This is a genomic window from Nonomuraea sp. CA-141351 (assembly GCF_050944675.1).
Lineage (GTDB): Bacteria > Actinomycetota > Actinomycetes > Streptosporangiales > Streptosporangiaceae > Nonomuraea.
On sequence record NZ_CP191982.1, the window covers coordinates 1382687 to 1408705 of the forward strand.

General features: G+C 68.9%; 27 protein-coding genes. 15 read left to right on the top strand and 12 right to left on the bottom strand.

All coding sequences use genetic code 11. The annotated features are described in order from the left end of the window. Positions 1 to 63: 63 nt before the first annotated feature. Positions 64 to 771, top strand: coding sequence for an alpha/beta fold hydrolase (locus ACQPWU_RS07110; protein ID WP_433437809.1), 708 nt, complete (start codon positions 64 to 66; stop codon positions 769 to 771). Between the two features lie 135 nt (positions 772 to 906). Here ACQPWU_RS07110 and ACQPWU_RS07115 read toward each other — a convergent pair whose 3' ends face one another. Continuing rightward, the gene (locus tag ACQPWU_RS07115; protein WP_433437811.1) at positions 907 to 1830 is read right to left on the bottom strand and encodes an alpha/beta hydrolase; all 924 of its coding nucleotides are present in this window, start codon (positions 1828 to 1830) and stop codon (positions 907 to 909) included. A gap of 41 nt (positions 1831 to 1871) precedes the next feature. Between ACQPWU_RS07115 and ACQPWU_RS07120 the strand changes: the two genes are divergently transcribed. Further along, the gene (locus ACQPWU_RS07120) at positions 1872 to 2348 is read left to right on the top strand and encodes a MarR family winged helix-turn-helix transcriptional regulator (protein ID WP_433437812.1); all 477 of its coding nucleotides are present in this window, start codon (positions 1872 to 1874) and stop codon (positions 2346 to 2348) included. Positions 2349 to 2489: 141 nt separating this feature from the next. Here the strand turns inward: ACQPWU_RS07120 and ACQPWU_RS07125 are convergent, their stop codons facing one another. Continuing rightward, entirely contained in the window at positions 2490 to 2939 is a 450-nt protein-coding gene (locus ACQPWU_RS07125; RefSeq protein ID WP_433437813.1) for a lamin tail domain-containing protein, read from the bottom strand. Positions 2940 to 3093: 154 nt separating this feature from the next. Here ACQPWU_RS07125 and ACQPWU_RS07130 point away from each other — a divergent pair, with 154 nt between their 5' ends. The 5 genes from ACQPWU_RS07130 (at position 3094) to ACQPWU_RS07150 (ending at position 7572) form a co-directional block, all read left to right on the top strand. After that, positions 3094 to 3231: a hypothetical protein gene (locus ACQPWU_RS07130; RefSeq protein WP_433437814.1), complete on the top strand. Its 138-nt coding sequence runs from the start codon at positions 3094 to 3096 to the stop codon at positions 3229 to 3231. A 73-nt stretch (positions 3232 to 3304) separates the two neighbouring features. Then, complete coding sequence (locus ACQPWU_RS07135; RefSeq protein ID WP_433437815.1) at positions 3305 to 3724, top strand: VOC family protein; 420 nt, start codon at positions 3305 to 3307, stop codon at positions 3722 to 3724. A 114-nt stretch (positions 3725 to 3838) separates the two neighbouring features. Continuing rightward, entirely contained in the window at positions 3839 to 5317 is a 1479-nt protein-coding gene (locus ACQPWU_RS07140) for an ATP-binding protein (protein WP_433437817.1), read from the top strand. A 121-nt stretch (positions 5318 to 5438) separates the two neighbouring features. After that, positions 5439 to 6572 carry a hypothetical protein gene (locus ACQPWU_RS07145; RefSeq protein ID WP_433437818.1) on the top strand — a complete coding sequence of 378 codons (1134 nt, stop codon included), beginning with the start codon at positions 5439 to 5441 and terminating at the stop codon, positions 6570 to 6572. A gap of 184 nt (positions 6573 to 6756) precedes the next feature. Continuing rightward, complete coding sequence (locus ACQPWU_RS07150; RefSeq protein ID WP_433437820.1) at positions 6757 to 7572, top strand: hypothetical protein; 816 nt, start codon at positions 6757 to 6759, stop codon at positions 7570 to 7572. 11 nt (positions 7573 to 7583) lie between these two features. Here the strand turns inward: ACQPWU_RS07150 and ACQPWU_RS07155 are convergent, their stop codons facing one another. The 5 genes from ACQPWU_RS07155 to ACQPWU_RS07175 all read right to left on the bottom strand — a co-directional run bounded on the left by ACQPWU_RS07155 (position 7584) and on the right by ACQPWU_RS07175 (position 12050). Beyond that, a complete protein-coding gene (locus ACQPWU_RS07155) occupies positions 7584 to 8306 on the bottom strand; it encodes a hypothetical protein (RefSeq protein ID WP_433437821.1) in 723 nt (240 codons plus the stop codon). 121 nt (positions 8307 to 8427) lie between these two features. Then, positions 8428 to 9267, bottom strand: a complete 840-nt coding sequence (locus tag ACQPWU_RS07160) for an LLM class flavin-dependent oxidoreductase (protein WP_433437823.1) — start codon at positions 9265 to 9267, stop codon at positions 8428 to 8430. Beyond that, complete coding sequence (locus tag ACQPWU_RS07165) at positions 9264 to 10094, bottom strand: GNAT family N-acetyltransferase (protein WP_433437824.1); 831 nt, start codon at positions 10092 to 10094, stop codon at positions 9264 to 9266. Before ACQPWU_RS07165 ends, ACQPWU_RS07160 begins: the two co-directional genes overlap by 4 nt. A 122-nt stretch (positions 10095 to 10216) precedes the next feature. Next, positions 10217 to 10564 carry an STAS domain-containing protein gene (locus ACQPWU_RS07170; RefSeq protein WP_433437826.1) on the bottom strand — a complete coding sequence of 116 codons (348 nt, stop codon included), beginning with the start codon at positions 10562 to 10564 and terminating at the stop codon, positions 10217 to 10219. Between the two features lie 34 nt (positions 10565 to 10598). Then, complete coding sequence (locus ACQPWU_RS07175; protein WP_433437827.1) at positions 10599 to 12050, bottom strand: LCP family protein; 1452 nt, start codon at positions 12048 to 12050, stop codon at positions 10599 to 10601. Positions 12051 to 12132: 82 nt separating this feature from the next. Between ACQPWU_RS07175 and ACQPWU_RS07180 the strand changes: the two genes are divergently transcribed. Further along, the gene (locus tag ACQPWU_RS07180) at positions 12133 to 13152 is read left to right on the top strand and encodes a glycosyltransferase family 2 protein (RefSeq protein WP_433437829.1); all 1020 of its coding nucleotides are present in this window, start codon (positions 12133 to 12135) and stop codon (positions 13150 to 13152) included. Positions 13153 to 13159: 7 nt separating this feature from the next. Here the strand turns inward: ACQPWU_RS07180 and ACQPWU_RS07185 are convergent, their stop codons facing one another. Both ACQPWU_RS07185 and ACQPWU_RS07190 read right to left on the bottom strand, forming a co-directional pair. After that, positions 13160 to 14896, bottom strand: a complete 1737-nt coding sequence (locus ACQPWU_RS07185; RefSeq protein WP_433437831.1) for a CDP-glycerol glycerophosphotransferase family protein — start codon at positions 14894 to 14896, stop codon at positions 13160 to 13162. A 59-nt stretch (positions 14897 to 14955) separates the two neighbouring features. Then, the gene (locus tag ACQPWU_RS07190; protein WP_433437832.1) at positions 14956 to 15705 is read right to left on the bottom strand and encodes an IspD/TarI family cytidylyltransferase; all 750 of its coding nucleotides are present in this window, start codon (positions 15703 to 15705) and stop codon (positions 14956 to 14958) included. A 99-nt stretch (positions 15706 to 15804) separates the two neighbouring features. Here ACQPWU_RS07190 and ACQPWU_RS07195 point away from each other — a divergent pair, with 99 nt between their 5' ends. The 7 genes from ACQPWU_RS07195 to ACQPWU_RS07225 all read left to right on the top strand — a co-directional run bounded on the left by ACQPWU_RS07195 (position 15805) and on the right by ACQPWU_RS07225 (position 22551). Continuing rightward, complete coding sequence (locus ACQPWU_RS07195) at positions 15805 to 16608, top strand: SAM-dependent methyltransferase (RefSeq protein WP_433437834.1); 804 nt, start codon at positions 15805 to 15807, stop codon at positions 16606 to 16608. A 211-nt stretch (positions 16609 to 16819) separates the two neighbouring features. After that, positions 16820 to 18235 (top strand): CDP-alcohol phosphatidyltransferase family protein, encoded by a 1416-nt coding sequence (locus tag ACQPWU_RS07200; RefSeq protein ID WP_433437836.1) that lies wholly within the window; start codon positions 16820 to 16822, stop codon positions 18233 to 18235. Next, positions 18232 to 18855, top strand: a complete 624-nt coding sequence (locus ACQPWU_RS07205; protein ID WP_433437838.1) for a DUF5941 domain-containing protein — start codon at positions 18232 to 18234, stop codon at positions 18853 to 18855. The genes ACQPWU_RS07200 and ACQPWU_RS07205 overlap by 4 nt, the downstream gene beginning before the upstream one ends. 77 nt (positions 18856 to 18932) lie before the next feature. Continuing rightward, positions 18933 to 19667, top strand: coding sequence for a phosphocholine cytidylyltransferase family protein (locus tag ACQPWU_RS07210; RefSeq protein ID WP_360699717.1), 735 nt, complete (start codon positions 18933 to 18935; stop codon positions 19665 to 19667). Between the two features lie 28 nt (positions 19668 to 19695). Next, positions 19696 to 20736: an iron-containing alcohol dehydrogenase family protein gene (locus ACQPWU_RS07215; RefSeq protein ID WP_433445171.1), complete on the top strand. Its 1041-nt coding sequence runs from the start codon at positions 19696 to 19698 to the stop codon at positions 20734 to 20736. Further along, positions 20714 to 21481, top strand: coding sequence for a CDP-alcohol phosphatidyltransferase family protein (locus tag ACQPWU_RS07220; protein ID WP_433437839.1), 768 nt, complete (start codon positions 20714 to 20716; stop codon positions 21479 to 21481). The genes ACQPWU_RS07215 and ACQPWU_RS07220 overlap by 23 nt, the downstream gene beginning before the upstream one ends. A gap of 185 nt (positions 21482 to 21666) precedes the next feature. Continuing rightward, positions 21667 to 22551 (top strand): glycosyltransferase family 2 protein, encoded by an 885-nt coding sequence (locus ACQPWU_RS07225; RefSeq protein ID WP_433437841.1) that lies wholly within the window; start codon positions 21667 to 21669, stop codon positions 22549 to 22551. A gap of 1 nt (position 22552) precedes the next feature. On the opposite strand, the gene ACQPWU_RS07230 is transcribed toward ACQPWU_RS07225, so the two are convergent. From ACQPWU_RS07230 to ACQPWU_RS07240, 3 genes are all read right to left on the bottom strand, one after another. Further along, on the bottom strand, positions 22553 to 23266 hold the full coding sequence (locus ACQPWU_RS07230; RefSeq protein WP_433437843.1) for an acetoacetate decarboxylase family protein: 714 nt from the start codon (positions 23264 to 23266) through the stop codon (positions 22553 to 22555). Positions 23267 to 23504: 238 nt separating this feature from the next. Next, positions 23505 to 24467, bottom strand: a complete 963-nt coding sequence (locus tag ACQPWU_RS07235; protein WP_433437844.1) for a glycosyltransferase — start codon at positions 24465 to 24467, stop codon at positions 23505 to 23507. Positions 24468 to 24523: 56 nt separating this feature from the next. Then, complete coding sequence (locus tag ACQPWU_RS07240; RefSeq protein WP_433437845.1) at positions 24524 to 25843, bottom strand: acyltransferase family protein; 1320 nt, start codon at positions 25841 to 25843, stop codon at positions 24524 to 24526. Positions 25844 to 26019: the final 176 nt, after the last annotated feature.

Genomic DNA, 26019 nt, shown 5'->3' on the forward strand with positions numbered 1-26019 from the left:
GGGCGGTTTCTGTCCGCTATCGGCTTTAGCGTAGCGACATCGGCTCACTGGAAGGACGATGAGATGGCGAACTACGTGCTGGTTCCCGGCTTCTGGCTCGGCGCCTGGGCTTGGGACCAGGTGGCGCAGAAGCTGCGCGCCGCCGGACACCAGGTGCGGGCGGTCACCCTGACGGGGCTGGCGGAGAGGGCTGGGGAGCTGTCGCCGGAGGTCGGCGTAGAGACCCATGTCGTCGACATCCTCGCGGCGATGGACGGATGGGAGGAGGTTGTCCTGGTCGGGCACAGCGGGGCGAGTGTCCCGGTGACCGCGGTCGCCGACCGGCATCCCGAGCGGCTCAGCCGGGTCGTCTACGTCGACACCGCGCCGCTGCCGTCCGGTGTGGCGGTGATCGACTTCAATGACGAGGACACTCAGAAGGCTTGGCGCGCTCAGGTCGGGGACGGTTATGCGCTCGACGTGCCCTCCTTCGAGCGGGGGGAGGGGAAGTTCGCGGGACTGACCGAGGAGTATTGGGCGCAGATCCGCGCGAAGGCGACGCCGCAGCCGTGGGGCGCGGTCACCCAGTCGGTGCTGCGGCCGCAGCAGATCCCGGCGACGCCGAAGACCATGGTCGCCTCGACGATGCCGACGGCGATGATCCGCGAGCTGATCGCTTCAGGGAACCCGGCGTTCGCCCCGCTCGGCACGCCCGAATGGACCTTTGTCGAGTTGCCGACCGGCCACTGGCCGATGTTCTCGCGACCGGCGGATCTCGCCGCGTTGCTCTGACGACCTCCACCTGTCGTGACGATCCGCCGGAAGTCCCTTCTTGCAGCCGCACAGGCCCCGGGCCGACGGCCTGGAAGGGAATGGCGAGCAAGGCCCGGGGTGGAGGTCGTAGCCCGAGTGAGGTTGGGGTCGGCCCTACCCTGCTGACGTGTGCGCTGTGCCCCCGGCGTGGATGCGCTGGCTGAGGAAGAGGGCCGCGCGGTCCAGTGCCTCGTCTGCCTCGTCCAGGACACCGGTGAACACCTGGAACACGTGTGGCACGTCGGCGGTGACGTCCAGGATGACGTCCACTCCGGCCTCTCTCGCACGTGCGGCCAGGCGCGTGGAGTCGTCCAGCAGGATCTCGTTGGTGCCCACCTGGATCAGCAGCGGGGGAAAGCCGGTCAGGTCGGCAAGGATGGCCGGGCTGAGCAGGGGCTGGTGCGGGTCGGCTCCGGCGAGGTACATGGCTCCGGTGTGTTCAACGGCCGTGCGGGTGAAGATCGGGTCGATGCCTTCCTTGGTGTCCATGCTCTTGCCCGTTCGGGTGGCGTCCAGGCCCGGGGAGAACGCCACGATGGCGGCGGGCAGGGGGAGGCCCGCGTCGCGGGCGGCGAGGCAGGTGGTGACGGTGAGGCCGCCGCCGGCGGAGTCCCCGGCGAACGCGATGGTCGAAGCGTCCTGGCCGCTGTCGAGGAGGGCGCGGTAGGCGTCCAGTGTGTCTTCGATCGCGGCCGGGAACGGGTGTTCGGGGGCAAGCCGGTAATCCAGCGAGTACGCCTCGAAGCCGGTCTTGGCCACGAGGTGGCCCGTCAGCGGCAGGGCGGTCTCGGGGGAGCCGAACACCCAGCTGCCGCCGTGGAAGTACAGGATCGTCCCGGCGCGCGGCCCGTTGTCCGGCTCGACATGCAGCGCAGGTCGGTTGCCGAGCGTTGTCTGCGTGGTGCTGATGCTGTCGGGCACGATCATCTGGGCCATCAGCGCCTTGAAGCCGGTTCGGATCGCCTCGACCGACCGGGGGCCCTCGGGACGCGGCTGCCGCATCATCGCGTCGACCTGGGCGCGCTGTTCCTTGCTCACGTATGCTCTCCTAGGAAGTATCTTCCACTACACTATATGCTATGGCATCTAGTTTGAGCGGCGACACGTTCGACCTCCCGAGCTTCTTCGCCGACCTGGTCCGATGCGAGACGCGTCTGTACAACGCCCTCAATGACCGTCTCCGTGAACGGCACGGGATCGTCACTTCGCAATTCGAGGCCCTGCGTTACCTGCGCGACCACCCCGGGTCCCGCGTGGCTGACCTTGCCGCCGAGTTCGCCATCGGCATCGGGGCGACCAGTAAGAGCGCCGACCGTCTGGAGAAGCAGGGATGGGCCGTCCGGCAGCCGAACCCATCCGACCGCCGGTCCTCACTGCTGGCTCTGACCGACGACGGCTCGCAGCTCGTCAACGCGGCGGAGGAGACCTTCACTGAAGCACTGGCCGAGCTGATCGGAGGCACCCTCGACCGTTCCGCGGTAGCGGCCGCCGCGCAGGCCCTCGCGAAGCTGCGCTCCGTGCTCGAGGGCAACCAGGTCGGCGCCCCCACAGGCTGACGGGCATTGCCTCGGGACCGAGTTGGCGGCGCCCGACTGTACGGATAAAGAAGAAGCTCAGAGGGGCGCTGAAAGTCATCCCAGGTGGGTCGTCATCAAAGCGCCTGATCCCGTGGGAGTGGTGTTCAGCGCTCTGCCGGGCTACTGGCAGAGGGTGGAGATTCCCCCGCGTCCCCAAGTGCAGGTGTCGATCTTCTTGAGGTCACTGCCTCGATAGAGGCTGGCCGAGTCCCCGTCGTTGTTCCAGACGTACCACTTACGTCCCCAATGCAAGGTGGTTGTGCTGTCGGCCCCCTGACCCGAGCGCACAGTCACCGACTTGCCCGGCTTGAGGGTGAATCTCGGGAATCTGTACTTGTAACCGGTCTCGTCCCGCAGGATCCACTTCTCGAGCTGGATGGCTTTCTTGGACGTGTTGCGCAGCACCGCATATTCGCCATTGAGGGAGACGTTGCCGCCCCGGTCGGACCCCGGCGAGTCGTAGTAGACCTTGACGATCTGAACGACCGGGGTCGCGGCCTGAGCGGACGTAGAGGCCGACGGTAGGACCACGACCGCGACGCCTGTCGCCGCGAGTAGACGCTTGAGCACTATGGGCTCCAAAGAGCTAGAGATGGAACGTGACATCAATGGGACGATTGCGGCCATTCCGAGGTTGGCGATCGACGGTGTCCGCATCCGGCCACTGGATTCGTGTCAATCTGCTGCGCGCTCTGACCCACTGCTCCCGCGTCATCATCGAGGGATGCGGGTATCAGAGACGCTGCGGCACAGCCGGGCCCAGCTCGGCATCGGCAGCGAGCTCGATCTCCTGCACTACCTCCGCCGCAGAAACGCCCCGTCACGAGATGACGCCGACTCGATGACCCTTCCTCAGGATTAGCGGCCCTTCGGTGACTCGCGGCATCATCGCCGTGATCGTTGGCATTCGGTCAACGACAGGATGGAGGCAAGGCGTGAGCGGCGAGCCCACCACTGGAATGTTGCACCACGTCGAGATCTGGGTGCCCGACCTGCCACGAGCCGTCGCGAGCTGGCAATGGCTGCTGGAGGCCCTCGGCTACACCGTCTTCCAGGATTGGAGTCACGGCCGTAGCTGGCGGCTCGGGGTCACGTACCTGGTCCTGGAGCAGTCGCCCGCGCTCAGCGCCGACCGGCACGACCGACGCCGGCCCGGTCTGAACCATCTGGCCTTCCATGTGGAGAGCCGCACCATGGTCGATGCCCTGGTCGACCAGGCGCCCGCGAACGGCTGGACGTTGATGTTCCCGGACCGTCACCCTCATGCCGGCGGGGAGCAGCACTATGCCGCCTATCTGGAGGACAAGGACGGGTTCGAGGTCGAACTGGTCGCCGCTGACGCACCAGGCACCTGAGGTTCCGTGACGGAGCGACCGGCCGAATGCGGGTAGCCCCAGTGAGTGGCGCAAATCACAGAACTGTACTTCTGAGAGGCATACTTCTGTAGAGTCGTCACAGTTGGAGGGGTCTTGATCCGGAAGCCGGAGCGCGTCTTCGACCGCGTGAGGGAGTGGCAGGGCCTGGCAAACTTCGTAGCACCGCGACACCGAGCGGTCGCAATGCCCGGCGCGACGCTCGGGGTTGTCAGCGGGCGACGTCGGCAAGGGAAGAGCTTCCTGCTGCAGGCCCTGGCGGAAGCGACCGATGGACTGTATTTCGCTGCCACCGAGGCGACGGAGGCCGAATCGCTGCGGTTCTTCACTGAAGCTCTCACACGATTCACCCGGCAGGTTGTGGAGCTGCCTTTCCGGGACTGGAACGACGCCATCCCTTACATGTTCCGCACCTTTCGCGGCCGGGCGGTGCCGCTGATCATCGACGAGTTTCCGTTCCTGTTCAGAGCCTCGCCCGCGCTGCCGTCGATCATTCAGCGAGAGCTCGGGCCTGGCGGAAGCGGGCAGGAGAGCGCCGCACGGCTGATTCTCTGTGGATCGGCCATGTCCGTGATGGGCAGGCTTCTTTCCGGGTCCGCGCCACTGCGCGGACGGGCTGGTCTGGAACTCATGATTCATCCGTTTCGCTATCGGGACGCGGCGGAGTTCTGGGGGATCATGGATCCTCGGCTGGCCGTACAGGTGCACGCGATCGTCGGTGGCACGCCTGCCTACAGGTACGAGTTCACGCAGGGTGACGTGCCCAAGAGTCTCGACGACTTCGATTCCTGGGTTGTCCGCACCGTACTCAATCCACAGATGCCGCTTTTTCGCGAGGCGCGGTATCTGCTTGCGGAAGAGTCGGACATTCGCGATCCGGCGCTCTATCACTCAGTGCTGGCAGCGATTGCGAGCGGGAACTCCACCAATGGGGGGATCGCCAACTATGTGGGGCGCAGGTCCGATCAGATCACGCATCCGCTCACGGTGCTGGAAGACTGTGCCCTGGTCAGGCGGGAGCCGGACCTGTTCCGCTCGGGGCGGGCCCGCTACCGCATCGTGGAGCCGTTGATCACATTCTATGAGGCGATCATGCGGCGTCGCTGGTCAGAGCTGGAGATCCACCGGGCCGAAACCGTATGGCAGGCCGTCAGGCAGACGTTTCTCGCCCAGGTGGTCGGGCCGCACTTCGAGACGCTGTGCCGTGATTTCGCGCTGGAGGCCGGGGACTCCGTTTTCGGTGATTTCCCGGCCGAGATCGGAGCGGGTGTCGTGCCCGATCCGGCCAACAGGAGTCAGATCGAGGTGGACGTGGTGGTGCTGGCCGCGCAGGAGCCGGGGCGGCCGCGGCGGATCTTGTCGCTCGGTGAGGCCAAGTGGGGGGAGGTGATGAGTCGCCACCACTTGAAGCGGCTGGCGAGGGCGCGCGAGCTGCTGGGACAGAAGGGATACGACACGCGCGACACCGTGCTCACCTGCTATGGAGGGTCCGGATTCAGCGATGAGTTGGGCGCGGCTGCCGGTGATGACCCTCGTGTGGCTCTGGTCGGGCTCGAGCGGCTGTATCGGCCGTAAGGAGCTGGATGGGCAGTTTGGGGTACTTCACTGCGAGTTCATGCATATGTCAGACAACGGCATCTGGCCGGTATAACGTCTGGTTTCGGTCTGTTCCTTAACTGAAGACGGGTACCGCAACATGCGCAAAGTCCTGACGCTAGCCGTGGCCGCCACCGCCTCGCTCGCCTTGCTAGCCGTTCCGGCCGCCGCCGACAACCGCCCCCAGGAGCTGCCGGCCGACATCTACGGGGGCGCCTGGACCGAAGGGCACGTCCAGGGCATCGCCATCGACCAGCGCAAGGGGTACATGTACTTCTCGTTCACCAACGTCCTGGTCAAGACCGACCTCAAGGGCAACCTCATCGGGTCGGTGACGGGCTTCACCGGGCACCTCGGCGATCTCGACTTCAACGCCAAAGACGGCCGCGTGTACGGCTCCCTGGAGTACAAGGAGCAGGAGTCGTTCTACATCGCGATCTTCGACGTCGACCGCATCACCAGCCCGAACATGGACGCCCAGACCACCGACGTGGTCAAGACGGTCTACCTCAAGGAGGTCGTCGCCGACTACACCGCTGACATGAACGGGGACGGCAAGTTCGACGGGAACGTCGCCGAGACGGCCGATCACCGGTACGGGTGCAGCGGCATCGACGGTGTGTCCTTCGGCCCGGAGTTCGGCAAGAAGCACGGCAAGCAGCTGCTCACCGTCGCGTACGGCATCTACTCGAACGTCGGCAGGCAGGACAACGACTACCAGGTCGTCCTCCAGTACGACATCCAGCAATGGAAGAAGTACGAGAAGCCGCTCACCGAGAGCGACCCGCACAAGAGCGGCCCCGAGCACACGGACGGCAAGTACTTCGCCTATACCGGCAACACCACGTACGGCGTGCAGAACCTCGAGTGGGACGAGCACACCGGCAACTGGATGATGGCCGTCTACAAGGGCAAGAAGCCGCAGTTCCCCAACTACTCCTTCTTCATGGTGGACGGTGGCGCGCGGCCGAGCGAGGGGGACATCGTCGGGCAGCCGCAGCCCGAGCGGGGCCGGCTGCTCACGCTGGCGCCCGGCGGGCTCCAGCACGACGCCTCCGGCGTCAGGGGATGGGAGTTCACCGGTGAGTACGGCCTGATCTCGCTGGGCGGAGGCCGCTACTACGTCTCCAAGTCGGGGACGGTCACGGAGAACGGCGTCAGCAAGTACACCAGCCACGCGCAGCTCTACCGCTGGACGGGCCAGACCCCGACGCCGTTCGAGAAGGTGGGCTGAGGCTGAGGCACAAGAGCCGGGGACGGCGAGCCGCCCCCGGCTCTTGTGCCTGAGTGACCTCGTATTTGCCGCAGAAAGGACACTTGCCGCACGCTCGATGAGCTCCCAGCGAACGAGCGGCCACGGCTGTTAGGGTCGATCCTCATCCTCACGAACGAGCAAAGCGATTCTGTATGGGAGGGTCATGCGGGCCACGACGAAGACCGTCGCCTTGCTGATCGGAGTAGCCGCTCCGATGGCGGTGGTGGCGCCCGCGGCCGACGCGCAGGCGCGTCCGGCCTGGGTCGCCTATCACGGCCTCACGGCCGCCCAGAGCGTGGAGCGGGTCCGTCAGCTCAAGGATCAGGGCTTTCGCCCGATTACGGTAAACGTTTCCGACGGTGAGCGATATGCGGCCGTTTGGGTTAAGGGCGGGTCGCCGTCCAACTGGGGCATCTGGCAGGACATGTCGGCCGAGGCGTTCCAGCAGCGGTTCGACCAGGAGTCGCGGGAGGGGGCGCAGCCGATTTCCGTCTCCGCCACCGGGCCGGGCGACTCGCCGGTGTTCACCGCCGTCTTCGAGAAGAGGCGCGGGAAGTTCCTCGCCAAGTCCGACCTCACCCCCGACCAGTTCGGCGCCGCCAACAAGCAGGCCGCCGGCCAGGGGCTCGCGCTGACCTCCGTCGACGTGTACGGCACCCCGGACGACCTGCGGTACGTGGGCGTGTGGACGGTCAACACGGGCGGGGCCTGGTACTACACCTACGGCAAGACCAGGGAGCAGCACGAGGCCGCCTTCTACGCCAAGAAGAAGCAGGGGTTCCGGCCGGTCAAGGTGGCCGTGGCGCCCGACGGCACGTACACGGCGGTGTGGCGCGACGACGGCGTCAAATCCTGGGCCCACTACATCGACATGACCTCCTCCGGCTACCAGAAGCGGTTCGACGACCTCAAGAGGAAGGGGCTGGCCCCCGTTCAGGTGAACGCCGAGAACGGACGTTACGCCGCGATCTGGCAGTAGGGCGGCCGGCGCTACTTGGCCAGCAGGATCCGGACGTCTCCCGAGGTGCTGCGCGCGGTGATGGTGCTGGCGCTCTTGGCGTCGTGCTTGAGCTCGGAACGTTCGGTGCCCTCCTTGCTGTGGGCACTTATCGCGTAGGCGGCCCTGGGCACGGTGGCGGTCACCCTGCCCTCTTGTGAGCGCAGGTCGAGGGCGGTGGGCGGACTGGCGAACGACACGTCGATCGCGCCGTCCGACGTCCGGCACCTGACGTCCGGCGACTTCAGCCCGTCGCCGGTGATCGGGCCCTCGCTCAGCAGCCGCAGCCTTCCCGTCGTGCCCGTCACCTGGATGCGGTCCCGGCTGGACACGTCCACGTCCTGGGTGAGGCCGTTCAGGATGACACCGTCCGCCGCGTCGATCGACAACCGCACGCCGGGCGGGACCTTGACGTGGTAGCGGGCGCCGCAGTCGCCGAGGATCATGTTGCAGTCGGCGCTCAGGCGGAGGGTGCCGTCGCGCAGGGACCAGGTGGCGTTGCCGTCGTCGGCGGCCTTGCCGCGCACCCACCGCTCGACCTCGACCCGGCCGGCGGTGCCCGGGAGGACGCGCACGCCGCCCAGCGAGGAGCTGATCTTCAGGGTGGTGCCGCTCAAGGGGAACGACCGGGCGGAGCGGACCTCCTCCGCCTCCAGGTCCACTCCGCATCCCGTCGCCGCCAGCGCGACCGCGAGTGCTGCCACGATTCGTCTCATGGGGGAAGATCGTGGCCGAGCACCCGCGGCTCGCCATCGACCATCCGACCGAACACCGGTCGCCCGCCATCGACCATTCGGCCATTGGCGGGCCGCAGGCGGTTTGTCCGGGCGAACGAGCTCAGAGGGCCGAGAGCAGCGCCGTGACGTGCTGGAGTGGGTCAGAGCCGAGCGGCCGGACCGCCACCGTGCCGGCCCCGGCCGCCCACAGCGCCTTGACCTGCTCGGCCGCCGCCTCAGGAGAGCCCACGGCCATCACCACCTCCTCGGGCGCGACCCCGAGGAAGCCCGCCTGCCCCTCCACCATCGGACGCGTGACCTCCTCGAAGTCGGCCCCAGTGTGCAGGAACGTGAAGACCACGAGCTCGTGATCGGATTCACTCCCGATCTGGTCCAGGATCCCGGGCAGTTGCGCGGGCCCGACGCCCTCCGGCACGATCGTGCCCTGGGCGACCCGGCCCGACAGCCCAAGCGAGCGTGGCCCCTTCACCCCCGCCAGCACGGGCGGCGGCACGGCCGGCGGATGCACCAGAGACACCCCGTCCAGATGGACGGACTTCCCGTGCAGGGTGACCGTCTCGCCGCGCAGCAGCGCGCGTACGGCCGTGATGGTCTCCTCCAGGAGGGCCAGGGGCGACGGTGGAGCGGCGCCCACCTGGCGCATCCAGTCGCCCACGCCGTGCCCGATCCCGGCGGCCAGCCGCCCGGGATGCACCCTGGCCAGGTTGGCCAGCTCCATGGCCAGCAGCATCGGGTTACGCAGGGGAGCGGGCGTGATGCCGATGCCGACGCGCAGCCGGGAGGTGACGGCGAGCGCGGTGGCGGCCGCCGAGATGCCGCCGGTCCATCCGAGGTCCTCCACCACCCAGAGATCGTCGACGGACGTCCCGTCGAGCGCCCTGGCGAACGGGATCAGCTGCTCGGGTGGCAGATCCCGGTCGAACATGACTCCAAGTCTCACGATGCCCTCCAGTAGTAGCGGAACAACCGGCCGACCTCCGCGTATTCAGCACGCAGGAACGCGTCGGCCGTGGGAACGTTGGCGACGTCCGTGGCCGCGACGATGCGCTGCAGACCGGCCTCGGCGAGCGTGCGGGTGCCCCTGGCCAGGAGGTCGTTGACGTAGCCGTGGCCACGGTGCTCGGGCACGACGCCGATGTAGGCGATCGAGTGGTCGTCGGGGGCCACCAGGCCGACGGGGGAGTCGCCCAGGTAGCCGATGACGAACCAGTCAGGCTTGGCCTTCCGGTTCATCAGGTCGTCGTACATCCATCGGGCTTCCCGCTCGGCGCCCGCCGTGGCCACCTCGATCTGCGTGTCGTAGTCGAGCGAGCCGTCCGAGATGCGGATGAGGATGTCGATCACCTCGGCCTGGTCCATGCGGCGCGCAGGGCGGTACGTCAGGCGGCCGGGATCGGTCGGGATGTCGCTGCCCGCCACCCATTCGAGCACGAGCCGCTCGACCTCCATGGCGAACCCGGCCAGGCTCAGGGCCTCGTGCTCGACGGCGCGATCGACGACAGGGTTGAGGCCCGGCTTGAGTGAGATGTCGTGGATTATCTTGCTCAGCCTCATCGTCCGCAGGCTGCTGCGCAGCAGCTCGGCCGCGGCGGCCGGGTCGGGGCCCGGATCGAACTGCCAGATGATCACCGGCTCAGAGCCGGCGAAGGGCGCCCAGAACGCGAGGCGCGCCTGCCCTTCCACAAAGCACCACTCAGGACGGGTCCTGCCCTCGTCGAAGGCGGCCGCGAGCTGAGAGCGCCCTGGCTCGGGGAACTGGTCGAACAACGTGAAAGCCTCCGCACCTGAGGGGGCGCTCCCACGACTTCACGCGGCCGTGCGAGGTGTGCCCACGATGACATGACCATGTTCTCGCACAGATCGGATCGGCCGGGCCGCCCCGCTGAAGGTCAGGCCGCGCTGCCGAAGGCCGAGCGGGCCTCTCCGAGGGAATCGCGCGTCTCGAAGTGCCGGTCGAGGTTGGTGATCGTCAGCAGGTGGCGGATCATTCCGGGGGCGAGCACGAGGATCAGGCGGCCCTTCACGCGGTGGACGTGGTTGAGCGTGGCGACCAGTACGCCGAGGCCCACGGAGTCGCAGAAAGGGACCTCGGTCAGGTCGACGACGAGGTTGAGCGGATCGGTGGCCGCGATGGCCAGTTCGAGCTCTGCTCGCAACCGGGGCGCCCCTGCCACATCGAGGTCGCCGACTACGTGTAGCACCGTACAGGGGTCCTCGCGCCACGATCTGACCACCATGGGCCTCACCTGCCCGAAACGCCGATCGTTATAGTTATTGCTTACATATGTTTTCCATTGCCGTCTTTGTCGTACTTGTAACACTCGGCTTGGGGGATGGTATGGAAGTCGCCTTCGGTTTCGCGATTTTTGGCTGGTCGCTGCCGAGGATCACCTCGACGCCCTGGACGTCCGCCTTGTTCAGCTCCGCCCCCGGGATGGCGGCGGCAACGACCTTCGCCCAGTCCTCGCGGTCCGCGCTGTAACGGATGATCGTCTTCTTGTAGTCCTTCTTGGTCGTGTTACCCGGCGCGCCGGGGACCTTGAACCCGTACGCGACCAGCGCCGCCTTGCTACGGGCGCCGAGGCCCGTGATGAGCGTGCCGTTCTTGACCTTGAGCGTGATGCGCTGCGGCGGGATGCCGGTGTTCGTCGGCTTCGGGGACGGCGAAGGGGCGGCGGGCTTGGCCAGATCCTGGTCCGCGTTGATCCTGGAGAACATGTCGCGGGCGGCCTGCTTGTCCCACAGCACCGCCGACTCGCCCGTGGGCGCCCTGAAGTCGACGTTGGACAGCGGCACGTCGGCGAACTTCACGTCTGCGAGCGAGACGTCTCTGAGCTGTGTCGCCAGGCCGAGCAGCCCGTCGTCGGGATCGACCTTGACCGTGCTCAGCGTGGAGTTGACGAACGCGGCCAGCTTGCCCGGGTTGGCCAGCGTGTCGGCGCTGAGCGCCCGGTTGAGCAGGGCGGAGATGACCTGCTGCTGCCGGTCGATGCGGTCGAGGTCGGAGCGTGCGGTGGCGCGGGTGCGGGCGTAGCCGAGGGCCTGCACGCCTTGAAGCTGGTGGGTGCCCGCGGGCAGGTTGAGCCCGGTCTTGGGGTCGTTGATCGGCACCGGCGTGCAGACGGTGACACCGCCGAGGGAGTCGACGACGTCGATGAAGCCGAGGATGTTCACCTCGATGTAGCGGTTGATCTGGAGCCCGGTGGCGGCCTCGACGGTCTGCTTGGTGAGCTTGGGCCCGCCGAACTGGTACGCCGAATTGATCTTGTGGTCGCCCTTGCCGGGGATCGTCGTCCAGGTGTCGCGCGGCAGGCTGACCACGGTGACCCGCTTGTGGTCCTCCGACAGGTGGATGACCATCATGGTGTCGGTGCGCTGGCCGGCCTCGCGGCCCAGCTTGAGCTGGTTCTGCTGCTGGCGGGTGAGGTCGTCGCGCTTGTCGATGCCGACCATCAGGATGTTCTCGGCGCCGTGGGCCGACGGCGGGGACACGCCCGCGTCGACGGTGCCGATCTGCCGCGGGGTCGCCCACACCACACCGGTGGTGACCAGGATCCCGGAGGACAGAAAACCGGCCACGAGCACGTTGCGCCGGCGGGCCTTGGCGCTCTTGATCGGCCTGCGGGGGCGGGTGGGCGGGAGTTTGACGCCGCCGTAGGCGTCGCCGCCCACGAGCACCCCGGCGTCCTCCTCGCCCGTTACCTGCCCTCCCCCTTCGCGCATGCCGCGCCCCCCTCTGGTCACCCGGAGGATCGGGCTTTCGATTGCCCTCCTCCCCTGGTCGTACAGTAGCGTGAGCCCCGCCATGAAGCAGTTCCCCGACTCGCCGCAGGCCCCCGCGGAAACGCGCGCCTGGCCCCCCATTTCCGTCGTCATGCCGGTCCTCAACGAGGAGCGGCACCTTCGCGAGGCCGTTGACCAGGTCCTCGCCCAGAGCTACCCAGGTGAGATCGAAGTCGTGCTCGCCGTGGGTCCGTCCCATGACCGCACCCAGGAGGTCGCCGACTCCATCGCGGCGGCCGATCCCCGGGTGACCGTGGTGCCCAACCCGACCGGCCGCACCCCCAACGCGCTCAACGCCGCCATCGGCGCCTCGCGTAACGGCATCATCGCCAGGGTCGACGGCCACGCCATGCTGCCATCCGACTACCTGCGCGTCGCGGTCGAGACGCTGGAGGAGACGGGCGCCGACAACGTCGGCGGCATCATGGCGGCCGAGGGCATCACGCCGTTCGAGCAGGCCGTCGCCTGCGCCATGACCTCCAAGATCGGCGTGGGCGCCGCCGCCTTCCACGTGGGCGGCACCGCCGGCCCCGCCGACACCGTCTACCTCGGCGTCTTCCGCCGCTCGGCGCTCGACCGGGTGGGCGGCTACGACGAGCACTTCCAGCGCGCCCAGGACTGGGAGATGAACCACCGCATCCGCCAGAGCGGCGGCCTGGTCTGGTTCCAGCCCCGCATGCGGGTCTCCTACCGGCCCCGGCCCAACGTCAAGGCGCTGGCCAAGCAGTACTTCCACTACGGCCGGTGGCGGCGGGTGGTCTCACGTACCCACGAGGGCACGATCAACCTGCGCTACCTCGCGCCGCCCGCCGCGGTGCTGGCCATGCTGCTGGGTCTGATCGTCTCGCCGTTCTTCCCCTGGTCGCTCATCGTTCCGGGGGGCTACGTGGTCGCCATAGCGGCGGGCTCGGCGCTGACCGGCGGCGGGCTGCCGGCGGGAGCGCGGCTGCGGCTGCCCATCGTGTACGCCACCATGCACTGCTCCTGGGGCTGGGGCTTCCTCACGAGCCCGAAGAAGCTGGCCAGGCCCCCGGGCTCATGACATGGGCTCATGACTGCGCGAACACGCGCTCCACGGCGGCGTCGAAACGGGCCAGGGCGTCCGGATACTCCGGCCCGAGCAGATAGCTCCTCAGTTTGACTCTGGCCCGGGCCAGCGTGTCCTCCCCGTCGAGGAAGTCCGCGAGCCCGGCCAGGTCCGTCCCGAGCAGCACGCCCGCCTCGGTGCTCGGATAGCGCTCGTGGAAGGCCTGCTCGGGCAGGCCCGCGACGTTCGTCACCGCGTACGGCTTCTCGCTGGCCAGGAAGTCGGCCACGACGCTGGAGATGTCGGTGATCATCAGGTCGCACTGGTTGAAGCAGTCGTACAGGTGCGGCTCGGGTCCCGTGACGATGAGATGCTCGATCCGCGGTGTCTCCCCGGACGCCTGCGACGGGTGCCTGGCCTTCGACTTCGCCAGCTCGGCCGCCTCGACCATGGCAACGATCTTCTTGTGCGCGCGGGTCGCGCTCCTGTCGCGATGGCCGGTCAGCGGGTGCGGCTTGTAGATCACGCGCAGCCGTGGCCGGTGGTCGAGCAGCGCCCGTACGATGCGCGGGCCCATGGTGATCAGCGACGTGTGGAACAGGTCGTCGTTCCAGCCCTCCCAGGTGGGGGCGTACAGGACGGTGCGGTACGGCAGCCCCGGTCCCCGCGTCGAGATGCCTTCCAGCTGCGGCCGGCCGACCTCGTGGACGTTCTCGTCCCTGACGCCCACCCTGGCCCGGCGGTAGCGGTCGCGGCCCGCGGGCCCGGCCACCCACACCTCGTCGTACACCCGGGAGAACGGGTTGAACGAGGCCTCCTTGTCGCTGTCGCCGTGGTTGAGGAACGCGCTGCGCAGGTTCGGGATGCGCAGCATGTGGACGTTCCTGCCGACGTTGGAGACGTACAGGCAGAGCTTGGCGCTGGACAGGGCGCGGAAGCTCATCAGGTCGGCCGACGACGGGATGCACAGGATCGGCAGCGTGGTGGGGTCGAGGTGGCTGGCCATGCCGCGCTCGCGCAGCACGACGATGGCGCGCCGGCTGATGCGCTCGAGCGTGGGCAGCCACATCCTGGCCTGGTAGGCGGCCGCGGTGGCGCCGGAGAAGTACAGGATGACCTCGGGACGGTACCTCTCGACCTGCTCGCCGACGACCGCCAGGACCTTGGCCTTGTCGGTGAGCGGGGTGGCGCGCCGCACGTACGGGATGAGCGTGAGCGCCCCCGCGGCGCCCAGTACGAGCGCCAGGGCGGCCCCGATCGCGGCGGGCTCGGCGCCGGCGGCGGCGCCGAGCACCGGGAGAGCGTCCAGGTAGAGGAAGCGGACGCTGCGGCTGTCGCGCAGGGACGGGGGCGGCATCTTCGGGATGCGCAGCGCCGAGACGTCGAGGTTGCGGGTGGTCACCGGCATCCTGCTGAGCGTCCCCTTGAGCCGCAGGGCCAGCCCGGTGTGCCCGGCGCGCACCACGTGAATCACGAACATCCCGGCCGCCAGCGCCACGAACCACGGCGAGTCCACTCCCGCGGTCCGCGCCACCAGCAGCAGCGCCATGGTCTCCCTGGCCACGAAGCGCAGCGTGACGCCCAGGTGCACCCTGGCGAGCAGCTCGGGCAGGGGCCTGGTGGCGCGTGGGGCGACGTACTCCAGGACGTAGGAGAGCACGGCGACCGCTCCGAACACCGCCGGCGCCGGCCAGAGGGCCGACACCAGCAGCGCGGGGTAGCTGGCGAGCAGGGTCGCGATCGCGATGAGTCTCCTCATGTGATCGCACGGTAACAATCCGCGGGTCAAGCGCCGTCCACGCGAACGTCTGCGACGTATCAGGGCAAGTCGGAGATTGACGGAGTTGAGGCGAGCTGGAAGAGCAGCTCGGCGATCCGCAGGTCGGTGGGATGCGTGACCTTGATATTGTGCTCGCTGCCCGGCACGAGGTGGATCGGCACGTCGGGCAGGTAACGCAGCACCACGCCGCAGTCGTCGGTGGCCGGGCGGGCGGCGAAGCCGGGGTCGGCGAGTGCCCGCTCGTACGCCTCGCGGATCACCGAGAGCCGGAAGCACTGCGGCGTCTGGCTGCGCCGCAGCACCGACCTGTCCAGCACCTCGCCGATCACCTCGCCCCCGGGCCCGGGAACGGCGACCAGGACCGTGTCGGAGCTGGGGATGGCCACGTTGACAGCCCGATGTGTCTCCAGCGCCTTGACGCACTCGGTGATGATCCGGGGCTCCAGGAGGGGGCGTACGGCGTCGTGCAGCAGCACGTCGCACTCCTCGGTGCCCAGCGCCTGGAGAGCCAGCCACGTGCTCTCGGTACGGCTCGCGCCCCCGTCCACGACCTTGCTGACCTTGTCGTATCCGCCCTTGGCCACGATCTCGCGTATCCGGTCGGCGTAGCCGGGCGTCATCAGCACCACGATCTCGTCGATCTCCGGCGCGTCCTGGAACACCGCCAGCGAGTGCTCGATGATCGTCTTTCCCGCGATCTCGATGAGCTGCTTGGGCTTGCTCAGCCCGATCCGCTGCCCCACGCCGCCCGCGAGCAGCACCCCGACCGACCGCAACCGTGAATCCATATCGGCAGCGTAAGCCAGGCCGGCCGGAGAAGGCCCAGCGCGGGCCGCCCGGTTTGCTATCGTGATCTTGGATCTGTGCGGACGCGCCAAGGAGATCGCATGACCGAAAGCAGCCCGAACATCCCGCTCGGTGTACCCACAGCCGCGCGCATGTACGACGAGGCGCTGGGCGGCAAGGATCACTTCGAGGTCGACAGGGCGGCCAACGCGAAGCTGTACGACATGATCGGCGAACACCGGGTGCGCTCCACCGCTCTGGAGAATCGCCGGTTTCTCGGACGCGCGGTGCGATACCTGTCGAGGGAGTGCGGCATCCGCCAGTTCCTCGATGTCGGCTCGGGGCTGCCGACCGCCCGTAACACCCACCAGATCGCCAAGGAGGCCGACCCCCATTCGCGGGTCGTCTACGTCGACATCGATCCGATCGTCGCCGTGCACGGCAGGGCGTTGCTGGCCGACGACTCCACCAGGATCGTCACCGCGGACATGCGCCGGCCCGAGACCATCCTGGACAATGCCGAGGTCAACGGGTTCCTCGACTTCAGCCGGCCGATGGCGGTGCTGTTCGTCGCGGTGTTCCACTTCGTCACCCCGGCCGAGGACCCCGCCCGGATCGTGGCGGCCTTCCGCGAACGGCAGGCCCCGGGGTCGTACGTGGCGATCTCCCACCTGACCACCGACGGGATGTCGGAGAAGGAGCAGGAGGGGTGGTATGCCGGGTTCGCCGGTGCGACGGTGCCCCTCGTGCTCAGGAACGAGAAGGAAATCCACCACATATTCGACGGCTACGAGCTCGTCGAACCCGGTCTGGTGCGCCCGTGCGACTGGCGCCCGGAGGATGACGGCTCGCCCCGCACCACTTCACTGTTCGGCGGCGTCGGCCGAGTCGCGCGGCCCTTCTGAGGCTCCAGCCCCCGAAGGGAGGCGTTAACACCCGGAAAGCCTTGACCCCGGACAAGCCCGCGCCCCTCGCCGTCACGCCTTCCCGCCGGGCGCCACTTTTACCGGCAGAGTAACGGTCTCGTTCCGTGATATCGCCTTGACCGGTCGCTACGCTGTGGCTACGCACCCCCAAGCCACGCGGCTCCCGTGCGACCGGGAGGAGACCTGCGCTTTGCCCGACTCATTGACCCGCGAGACCACGGCCACATCGGTCGTCCTGCTCGCCACGACCCCGGCATGCAAGCTCTCCTGTGCCGACGGCACACTGCTCGACCGCGTCACGGACCAGCTCGCCACGCTGCCCGTCCGCGAGATCCAGGTGGTGAGCCCGGGTGGCGGCCTCGGTGCCGACCTCCGGGGCATCGCCAAGATCGCCCGCATCTCCGCGGGCGTCGTGGCGGTTCTCCCCGCCGACCTGGTGGCGCACACCGAGGCGCTGGCGCTGCTGCTCGACCACCCCGCCGGCGACACCGCGGCCCTGGTCTCCTACGACGCGACCTCGGCGCCCATGCGGCCGCCCGTACGCGTGGAAGGCCACAAGATCGTCGCCGCGGGCAGCTCGTTCCACGTCGTCCCCGAGGCGAACGCCACCTTCAGGGGCGTGCTGCAGGCGGGCGAGGCCGACCTGGCCTCGCTGGCCGACATCGCGGAGGAGCTGGCCGAGCTGGCCGACACGGGCAAGCTGGGGCCGGTCACCCCCGTCGAGGCGGTCGACCTGCTGCTGGTCGGACTGGTCAGGTCCGGGGTGGAGGTGCGGGCGGCCGCGCTCGGGCCGCTGCACGCCGACCGGGTGGCCGGCCAGAACGCCGCCGACACCGCCGTCACCAGGCTGGCCGAGGTGGACGAGGCCAGGGTCAGGCTCGACCTCTCGATCAAGGAGGATGACGGCTTCTTCGCCACCTTCCTCGTCTCCACCTGGACGCGCCACCTGATCAGGCCCGCAGTCCTGCTCAAGGTCGCCCCCAACACCGTCACCGGCGCCTCGATCGGCCTGGCCGGGCTGGCCGCCGTCTGGTTCTCGGCGGGCACGCAGGGCGGCCGGCTGGTGGGGGCGCTGCTGCTCTACCTGTCGTTCGCGCTCGACTGCCTCGACGGGCAGCTCGCCCGCTACACACGCACGTTCTCGCCGCTCGGTGCCTGGGCCGACGGCATGGCCGACAGGCTGAAGGAATACGCCGTCTACGTCGGCCTGGCCTTCGGCTTCGGCGGCGACGAAATCTGGCACCTCGCCGTGGCCGCCATGATCCTCCAGGTCGTCCGGCACTCCGTCGACTTCGCGTACGCGGGGGCCGTCGCCGACGTGGCCCGCGTCGGCGGGCTGTGGGGGCGTCCCGCGCGCTCCCTGCTGGAGTCGGCCGACGGCGGGCGCGCCAAGGGCGTGCTCCGGTTCGCCCAGCGGATGGAGCGTGACACGGTCGCCCGCTGGCTCAAGAAGATAATCGTGCTGCCCATCGGCGAGCGGACGGCGCTGATCGCGATCACCGCCACCATCTGGAACGCCAGGGTCACGTTCCTGTCCCTGCTCTGCTGGGGCGGCGTGGCGGCCCTCTACCAGCTCGGCGGGCGGATCGCGAGGTCGGCACGATGACATCGACCCACATGACACCCGTCCCCCGCGGCACGGTCGCGGTCTACCGCGACGACGGCCCCCTCTCGCGTGCCATGGGCCTGCTCGTGGCCGGCCAGCTCCCGCCGCTCCCGCCGGTGATCGCGGGCACGTTCGTCACCGGGGTGCTGCTGCTGCTGGGCGTGGCGGGCACGGACGGGCTCGCGGTGTTCGCGCCCGCGGTGACGCTGCTGCTGGCCGGGCCGGGGAGCACGCACGCGCACGACGGCAGGTTCGACTGGCTCGTGCCGCCGATCCTGCGGCTCATCGAGTACAGCTTCGTCGCGGCGTGCGGGTTCGCGCACGGGCTGCACCCCGTGCTGATCTTCCTGCTGCTCGGCGCGCTGGCGTTCCACCACTATGATCTTGTTTATCGGCTGCGGCAGCGCGTATACCCGCCGCCGTGGCTGGCCACGTTCGGCCTCGGCTGGGACGGGCGGATGATGGCGATCTCGCTGATCGCCCTCTCCGGCTGGCTGACCGCCGGCTACGTGCTGCTCGCGCTCTACCTGTGGGCGCTTTTCGGCTGGGAGAGCCTGACATGCTGGCTGGCCGCGCCCCGATCCGGGGTGGAAGCGGCCGATGCGGGAACGCAAGACTAACCCCGGATTACCCGCGGAGGTCCCAAAGACGAATACTCTTTGGACCCACGAAGTCATGCTCGACCTAGGAGTGCACGTTGCTGGGAATGGTTCTGGCCGCTGGAGCCGGACGACGCCTGCGGCCGTACACCGACACGCTGCCCAAGGCGCTCGTGCCGGTCGACGGCGAAACCACGATCATGGACATCTCGCTGCGCAACCTCGCCGAGGTGGACCTACGGGAGGTCGTGGTCGTCGTCGGTTACGCGGCGCAGGCCGTCCACGAGCGCAAGGAGGCCCTGGAGCGGCGGCACGGCGTCAAGCTCACCCTCGTCCACAACGACAAGGCCGAGGAGTGGAACAACGCCTACTCCCTGTGGTGCGCCCGCGACTACTTCTCCCAGGGCGCGCTGCTGGTCAACGGTGACACCGTGCACCCGGTCTCGATCGAGAAGACGCTGCTGTCCGCTCCCGAGACGAGCGACATCCTGCTGGCCGTCGACAACGTGAAGAAGCTCGCCGACGAGGAGATGAAGGTCACGCTCTCGCCCGAGGGCGCGCTGCGGCGCATCACCAAGCTGATGGACCCGTCCGAGGCGTACGGCGAGTACATCGGCGCCACCCTCATCAGGCCCGGCGCCGCCGAGCGGCTGGCCGACGCGCTCAAGGCCACCTTCGAGCGCGACCCCCAGCTCTACTACGAGGACGGCTACCAGGAGATGGTCGAGCGCGGCGAGGTGATCCACACCGCGCCCATCGGCGAGGTCGACTGGGTCGAGGTGGACAACCACGACGACCTGGCGAAGGCCCGCACCATAGCCGTTCGCTACTGAGGGGGCGCGGATGCCGCTTCTAGCGAGGATGTTGCCGGCACCCCTGACCATGCAGGTCAGGCGCGGCGCGGTGGCGGAGCTCGGCGCACTGCTGGCCGACAGCCGCGTGGCCACCTCCGGAAGGGTCGCGGTGGCAGTCGGCCCCGGGCAGGGCGACCACATCGAGAGCCTGATCGCGCCCCAGCTGGACGAGGCCGAGGTGTTCAGGGTGGCCGACGGCTCGGTCGACGCGGCCGTCTCGCTCGGCGCCGACCTGCGCAAGGGCGCCTACGAGGTCGTGGTCGGCGTCGGGGGCGGCAAGACGATCGACGCGACCAAATACGCGGCCTCGCTGGCCGGCATCCCGATGGTCGCGGTGGCCACCAACCTCTCCCACGACGGCATCTGCTCGCCCACGGCCTCCCTGGTCTACGACGGAGGCAAGGGCACGTTCGGGGTGCCGATGCCGCTGGCGATCCTGGTCGACCTCGACTTCGTGCACAACGCGCCGGAGTCGCTGGTCAGGGCGGGCGTGGGCGACGTGGTGAGCAACCTGTCGGCCATCGAGGACTGGCAGCTCGGCAACATCGAGCGTGGCGAGCCCATCGACGGGCTGGCCTGCTCGATGGCCCGCACCGCCGCCGAGGCGCTCATCGGCCGTACGGACTCCATCGAGTCCGACGCGTTCCTGACCGTTCTGGCCGAATCCCTGATCCTTTCCGGCATGTCCATGGTGATCGCGGGTTCTTCCCGGCCCGCGAGTGGCGGAGATCATGAGATCCTTCATGCCGTGGATCAGCTCTTCCCCGGCACCTCCAACCACGGCGAGCTCGCCGGGATCGGTGCCGCCTTCTGTTTCTTCCTCAGGGAGGACGAGGCCCGCGTCACGCAGGTCGTCGACTGCCTGCGCAGGCACGAGCTCCCCGTCGTGCCCGCCGACATCGGGTTGAGCGGCGAGCAGTTCGCCGAGGCCGTCGCCTTGGCGCCGGCCACCCGTCCGGGCCGCTACACGATCCTTGAGCATCTGCGCATGCAGGACTCCGAGATCCACGATCGGGTGGGGGACTATGTCCGCGCCTTCGGTAGATGAGCTGCGGCGGGTCGCCCAGCCCGCCGGCCACCTCGAGCGCAAGAACGGCGAGCACTGGGCAGGCGTGCTCTACATGCGCCGGCTGTCCATCTACGTCACCTGGGCGCTGACCAAGACGTCCGTCACCCCCAACCAGCTCACTTGGGTGATGACGGTGGCCGGCATCGCGGGCGGGGTCGTGCTCGCGCTGCCGGGGCTGTGGGCCGCCGTGGCCGCCGCGCTGCTGATACAGATCTACCTGCTGCTCGACTGCTCCGACGGCGAGCTGGCCCGCTGGACGGGGCAGACCTCGCTGGCCGGCGTCTACCTCGACCGTGTCGGCGCCTACTTCGCCGAGGCGGCGGTGCTCGTCGGCCTGGGCTGGCGGGCGTCGGCCGTCCTGCCCGACTGGTACACCGTGCTGGGCTTCGCCGGCGCGCTCGGCGCGATCCTCATCAAGGCCGAGACCGACCTGGTGGAGGTGGCGCGGGCCAAGGGAGGTCTGGCGGCCGCCACCGAGGCGTCCGTGGCGCAGTTCCGCTCCGGGCTGCTGGGGCTGGGCAGGCGGGTGCTGTCCGCGACGAAGTTCCACCGGATCGTGCAGCCGATCGAGCTGTCCCTGCTCGCGCTGGCGGCCGCGGTCATCGATCCGTTCACCGACGGGCTGACGGCGTCGCGGGTGCTGGTCGTCGCCTGTTTCGTCGCGGCATGCCTACAGGTTGTCCTGCATTTGGTAAGCATCCTCGCGTCGAAGCGGCTGGCGTGATCTCATGTCGGAACCGGAGAAGCTCCCCGTCCGTCGTATTGATCGGACGTCCGCCGTTCGGTGGGGGTTCACTGCCGGTTCCGATACGCTTAGCCCCAGCCTTTCCATTACATGCAGACCAGCAGACTCGGTGATCATGAAAGAATGCTCCGCCCGTGTTCTCAACGCGTCAGGACAGTGATTCGTTGAAGATCTCGTGCGTCATCCTCACCATGGGCAACCGGGTCGCGGAGCTGAATCGGGCAGTCGAGTCAGCGCTCAACCAGGTCGACGGCGACGTCGAGGTGGTGATCGTGGGCAACGGCGCTGACGTGCCCGAACTGTCGGCGACGCCACCCGAGGGGTCGGCCGCGGTCGTGAAATCGATCCGGCTCGACCGGAACACGGGCATCCCCGCAGGCCGTAACCGGGGTGTGGAGGAGTGCTCGGGAGACGTCGTGCTCTTCCTCGACGACGACGGCTGGTATGCCAGCCAGAAGGTCGTCGCGCACGTTCGCGACCGCTTCGCCACCGAGCCGGACCTCGCGGTGATCTCCTTCCGGGTGATGGACCCCGACGGCGGCATCGGCCAGCGGCGTCACGTCCCGCGTCTGCGGGCGGGCGACCCGCAGCGCTCCTCGCCCGTCACGACGTTCCTCGGCGGCGCCTCGGCCATCAGGCGGTCGGCGTTCCTCCAGGTCGGCGGGCTGCCCGAGCGGTTCTTCTACGCCCACGAGGAGACCGACCTGGCCTGGCGGCTGCTGGGTGAGGGCTACCGCATCGAGTACGACGCCGAGACGGTGATGTACCACCCGCAGGTCCCGCCGACGCGGCACACCGAGTTCTACCGGCTCAACGCGCGCAACCGGGTCTGGCTGGCGCGGCGCAACCTGCCGTGGCCCCTGGCGTTCCTCTACCTGACCAACTGGGTCGTGCTCACCGTCGTGCGCGAGCGCGGCTCGGGCGAGCCGCTCAAGTCGTGGTTCGCCGGGTTCTTGGAGGGGCTGCGCACTCCCGCGGGGGAGCGGCGGCCCATGGCATGGCGTACGGCCTGGCGCATGGTCAAGCTCGGCCGCCCGCCGATCGTCTGACTCAGACCTCGGTCGCTTCCCCGAAGGACATCGCGGCCCGCGCGATCGTGCTGGTGAACATCGCCCGCTTGGGCAGCCCCAGCTCGCTCAGCTCCTTGGCGATGGGATGGTTGCCCAGGCGGATCAGCGCGCCGCCGGGTCGGACCCCGGCGCCGCGGGCACGTACGGACCAGGGGACGCGCCGCGTGATCCCGTCACGGTGCGTGTAGGCGTCGAGCGGCGCCATGACCGTGGCGCCCGGCGCGGGCACGCCCGGCTTGATCAGCAGATCCAGTACGAGCCTGCCGTCCTTGCGCAGGATGCACCGTTTGTACGGCGAGCCGAGCCGCAGCTCGATGTCCGCCAGCTCCTTCGGGAACCCCCACAGCGTCCGCCCGGCCTCCAGCGTGAAGGGCCGGTCCACGGGCAGCCAGTGCACGAACACCCCGGCCTGCCGCAGGTCCCACAGCCCCCCGGTCCCTGAAACGCCAGGAGGGCGCACCAGGAACGCCATGCCGAACTCGTGGTAGGGGTCGAGGTCGCCGTCGCGGTAGTCCACGAACAGCAGCATGCAGACGGCCTTGCCGGGCAGGACCTCGGTCACGTCGAGTCCGGAGTACGCGATCACCGCCCTGGCGGCGTCGGCGCGTACCGCGTAGAAGGCGCTGCAGACCTCCGCGTCCCGCACCCGCACCGGCATGGCCACCGTCCGGCCCTGGATGAGATGCGTTGCCATGGTTCCCAGTACATCAACCCCTCGGTCCTGGTGCCATTGCCGCCCCCGATGTCCTTCCGTGGTGGGCCGGCCGGCGTCCCTCTGGGATGCTTGGCCGTCGCGCCGGTGCCCTTCGCCGCGGCCGCCCACCGTCCACCCGTCCGAGCGGCCGCGTCCTCTGGAGCGCCGCCGATGGGGCCGCGCCTTCGCGCCGAGCGTGCGATGTGTGCCCCGGCGTCCGTGACAGCGGGCGGGTGGGTCAGACCGCCAGGGCGTGGGCGGGGAGGCCGGCCCAGGACTCGGCGCGGCGGACGAAGGCGGCCGCGTGGTCCGGCCAGTGGTGGCGCAGGCGGGCCTCCTTGTGGCCCAGCGCGCCCAGCCGGGCCCGCCGTTCCGGGTCCTCCTTCAGGTCCAGTACGGCGTTCAGCACCGCGTCCACGTCCTGCGGCACCACGAGCCCGCACCCGATGGGTTCGACCAGCGCGGCCCCCTGGGGCGTCGTGATCACCGGCAGCCCGCGCCCCATGTAATCCATGATCTTGGTGGGCGAATTCCGCACCGTGTCGTCGGCCAGCGAGAGACCGGCCAGCGCCCCCTCGGCCATCCGCAGCGCGTGCCGGCTGGGCACGTACCCGAACCAGTCGAGCAGCCCCACCCGCTGCGCGTCACGCAGAAGAGGGCGGACGTCGCGGTCGGCGGCGCCGATGAGGTCGAGCCTGACGCCGTGCGGGATCAGCCGCTCGGCCAGCCCGATCAGCTCCGACACGCCACGCTCGGCCGAGAGGCGGCCGATGTGCACGACCCTGGTGTCGCCGGGGGGAGGCGGGCTGGGCGAGACCAGGGTCGCCTCGGGCACCTCCGCGGCCGTGATCACCTGGTGGCGTCTCCCGGCCCGGGCGAGCTGCTTGGGGGTGGCCTGCTCGCGTACGTCCCAGACGACCGGAGGGCGACGGTAGGGCAGCGCGCGCAGCAGCCGCTGCTCGTGCACGATCAGCAGGTCCGCGTCCTTCACGCCGCGTTTGAGCGCCGCACGCGCCCTGCCGTACGAGGCGTGCCGCGCCACGTCTATCGCGGTGAGCCCCATGATGGGGGTCACGTTGAAGTACGTGAACGGCGCGACGTAGGTGACCTCGTGGCCCGCGTCGAGCAGCGCCCTGATCTGCCGATGCATGATCCGGGCGTCCTCGGGATGGTGGACGGTCGTGGCGACACATGCGCGCATGTGTCGATGCTCCGCGCCTACCAGGTCAAAGGCGTAAATACGGGTGAAACGGTCGCTTAACTTCGGGAGGGGCGGCGATAGAGCCAGACCAGCCGGGGCTCGAGCACCCACTTGAAGATTGTGCGGGTCTCCGGCAGGCACAGCACGATGGCCAGCGCGAAACAGCTCGAGGCGATCGCCAGTGCGCCGAGCGGCCCGAACAGCCACGGGAACTCGAGCCAGCCCATCTCCTTGGCGATCAGCACCGGGATGCCGTGCAGCAGGTAACAGTAGAGCGTGCGGGTGCCGAGGTCGGAGAACCACGTCTCGCCCCTGGGCACCAGCGCCAGCACGGCGAAGCACATGGCCAGCGAGCACACCAGCAGCCCGACGCGCAGGCCGAGGCCCATGTACCACGACAGGTGGAGGTCCTGGTAGCTCGCCTTGAAGTAGAACGGGTCGAGCGGCGCCTTCGGTGCGAGGTAGATAGCCACTGCCGCCGCGCCGAGGATCGTGAGGACCCCCAGGATCTTGATCCAGCGCCGGTTGAGCATCTCGAAGTGCTCGGGCTGCATCACCAGGCCGATCACGAAGAACGGCATGAGGCCGAAGAAGCGGTCCATGCTGAAGTCGCCCGAGATCTGCGAGAACCCGGCGAACAGGTAGATCGCGATCGCCACCGGCACGGGATATTTCATCCGCTTCCACACCGGCGTGGACAGCCGCCAGAACAGCAGCGCCAGCAGGTACCAGTTGAGCCACGCCGGGTCGATGATCGTCAGGCTCCACTTCTGGCCCACCGAGACGCGGAGCAGGGCGTAGCCGACCTCGACGATCACATAGGGCACGAGGAACGTGTCGACCAGCTTGTTGGTCTTCGCGTTGGAGTTCCAGAAGTTTCTCGACAGGTAACCGCTGATCAGCACGAACAGCGGCATGTGGAACGTGTAGATGAAGATGTAGAGGGCCCTGTTGGAGTCGGCCGCGAGCGTCGGCACCAGCGAGTGGCCGATCGGCACCAGCGCGATCAGGACGAACTTGACGTTGTCGAGGAACGGGTCGCGCTTGCGCTTGGGCGGCTGTGGCTCCTGCTGCGGCTCCGGCTGCTGCTGGGGCCGGTCGTCCGTCGTCGTCCGCGGCTGCGGCCGGGAGCGCTCGGCCGCCGCCTGCGGCTGCTGCTGGGGGCGCTCGTCGGTCGTCGTCTGCGGATCGTCGACCCTCACCGCGGGCTGAGGCTCGGTGAGCTCCCCTGGCGCGACCCCGTGCGGGTCGGCCTCCTCGCTCCAGAACGCCTCCTCCGGCAGCGGCCAGCGGGCTCCCGTCTGGGCGGGGCCGCCGGCGTCCTCCTCGGGGCTCCGCGGAGTCTTGACCGGTGGGGAGAATCTGGTGTCAGACACAGGGGGAGTCGCTCAGCTTCGCTCGGGGCCGGGGAACACGACGGCAGCACGAGCAACGGTTGGCCTCTCGGCTCCGTGTCGCGCTGCGTCGCCGACCCGCAACACACTATCCCGCCCGGCGGCTCCTGTCGCTCGCGTGGACGGAGAACGCCCGTTTCCACAGGGAACTTGGAGCC

What these genes read in the sequence shown, in the direction of transcription:
- ACQPWU_RS07110 (WP_433437809.1), top strand. Translation starts at nt 64, where the DNA reads ATGGCGAACTACGTGCTGGTTCCCGGCTTCTGGCTCGGCGCCTGGGCT.
- ACQPWU_RS07120 (WP_433437812.1), top strand. Translation starts at nt 1,872, where the DNA reads ATGGCATCTAGTTTGAGCGGCGACACGTTCGACCTCCCGAGCTTCTTC.
- ACQPWU_RS07130 (WP_433437814.1), top strand. Translation starts at nt 3,094, where the DNA reads ATGCGGGTATCAGAGACGCTGCGGCACAGCCGGGCCCAGCTCGGCATC.
- ACQPWU_RS07145 (WP_433437818.1), top strand. Translation starts at nt 5,439, where the DNA reads ATGCGCAAAGTCCTGACGCTAGCCGTGGCCGCCACCGCCTCGCTCGCC.
- ACQPWU_RS07150 (WP_433437820.1), top strand. Translation starts at nt 6,757, where the DNA reads ATGCGGGCCACGACGAAGACCGTCGCCTTGCTGATCGGAGTAGCCGCT.
- ACQPWU_RS07155 (WP_433437821.1), bottom strand. Translation starts at nt 8,306, where the DNA reads ATGAGACGAATCGTGGCAGCACTCGCGGTCGCGCTGGCGGCGACGGGA.
- ACQPWU_RS07170 (WP_433437826.1), bottom strand. Translation starts at nt 10,564, where the DNA reads ATGGTGGTCAGATCGTGGCGCGAGGACCCCTGTACGGTGCTACACGTA.
- ACQPWU_RS07175 (WP_433437827.1), bottom strand. Translation starts at nt 12,050, where the DNA reads ATGCGCGAAGGGGGAGGGCAGGTAACGGGCGAGGAGGACGCCGGGGTG.
- ACQPWU_RS07180 (WP_433437829.1), top strand. Translation starts at nt 12,133, where the DNA reads ATGAAGCAGTTCCCCGACTCGCCGCAGGCCCCCGCGGAAACGCGCGCC.
- ACQPWU_RS07185 (WP_433437831.1), bottom strand. Translation starts at nt 14,896, where the DNA reads ATGAGGAGACTCATCGCGATCGCGACCCTGCTCGCCAGCTACCCCGCG.
- ACQPWU_RS07190 (WP_433437832.1), bottom strand. Translation starts at nt 15,705, where the DNA reads ATGGATTCACGGTTGCGGTCGGTCGGGGTGCTGCTCGCGGGCGGCGTG.
- ACQPWU_RS07195 (WP_433437834.1), top strand. Translation starts at nt 15,805, where the DNA reads ATGACCGAAAGCAGCCCGAACATCCCGCTCGGTGTACCCACAGCCGCG.
- ACQPWU_RS07205 (WP_433437838.1), top strand. Translation starts at nt 18,232, where the DNA reads ATGACATCGACCCACATGACACCCGTCCCCCGCGGCACGGTCGCGGTC.
- ACQPWU_RS07215 (WP_433445171.1), top strand. Translation starts at nt 19,696, where the DNA reads ATGTTGCCGGCACCCCTGACCATGCAGGTCAGGCGCGGCGCGGTGGCG.
- ACQPWU_RS07220 (WP_433437839.1), top strand. Translation starts at nt 20,714, where the DNA reads ATGTCCGCGCCTTCGGTAGATGAGCTGCGGCGGGTCGCCCAGCCCGCC.
- ACQPWU_RS07230 (WP_433437843.1), bottom strand. Translation starts at nt 23,266, where the DNA reads ATGGCAACGCATCTCATCCAGGGCCGGACGGTGGCCATGCCGGTGCGG.
- ACQPWU_RS07235 (WP_433437844.1), bottom strand. Translation starts at nt 24,467, where the DNA reads ATGCGCGCATGTGTCGCCACGACCGTCCACCATCCCGAGGACGCCCGG.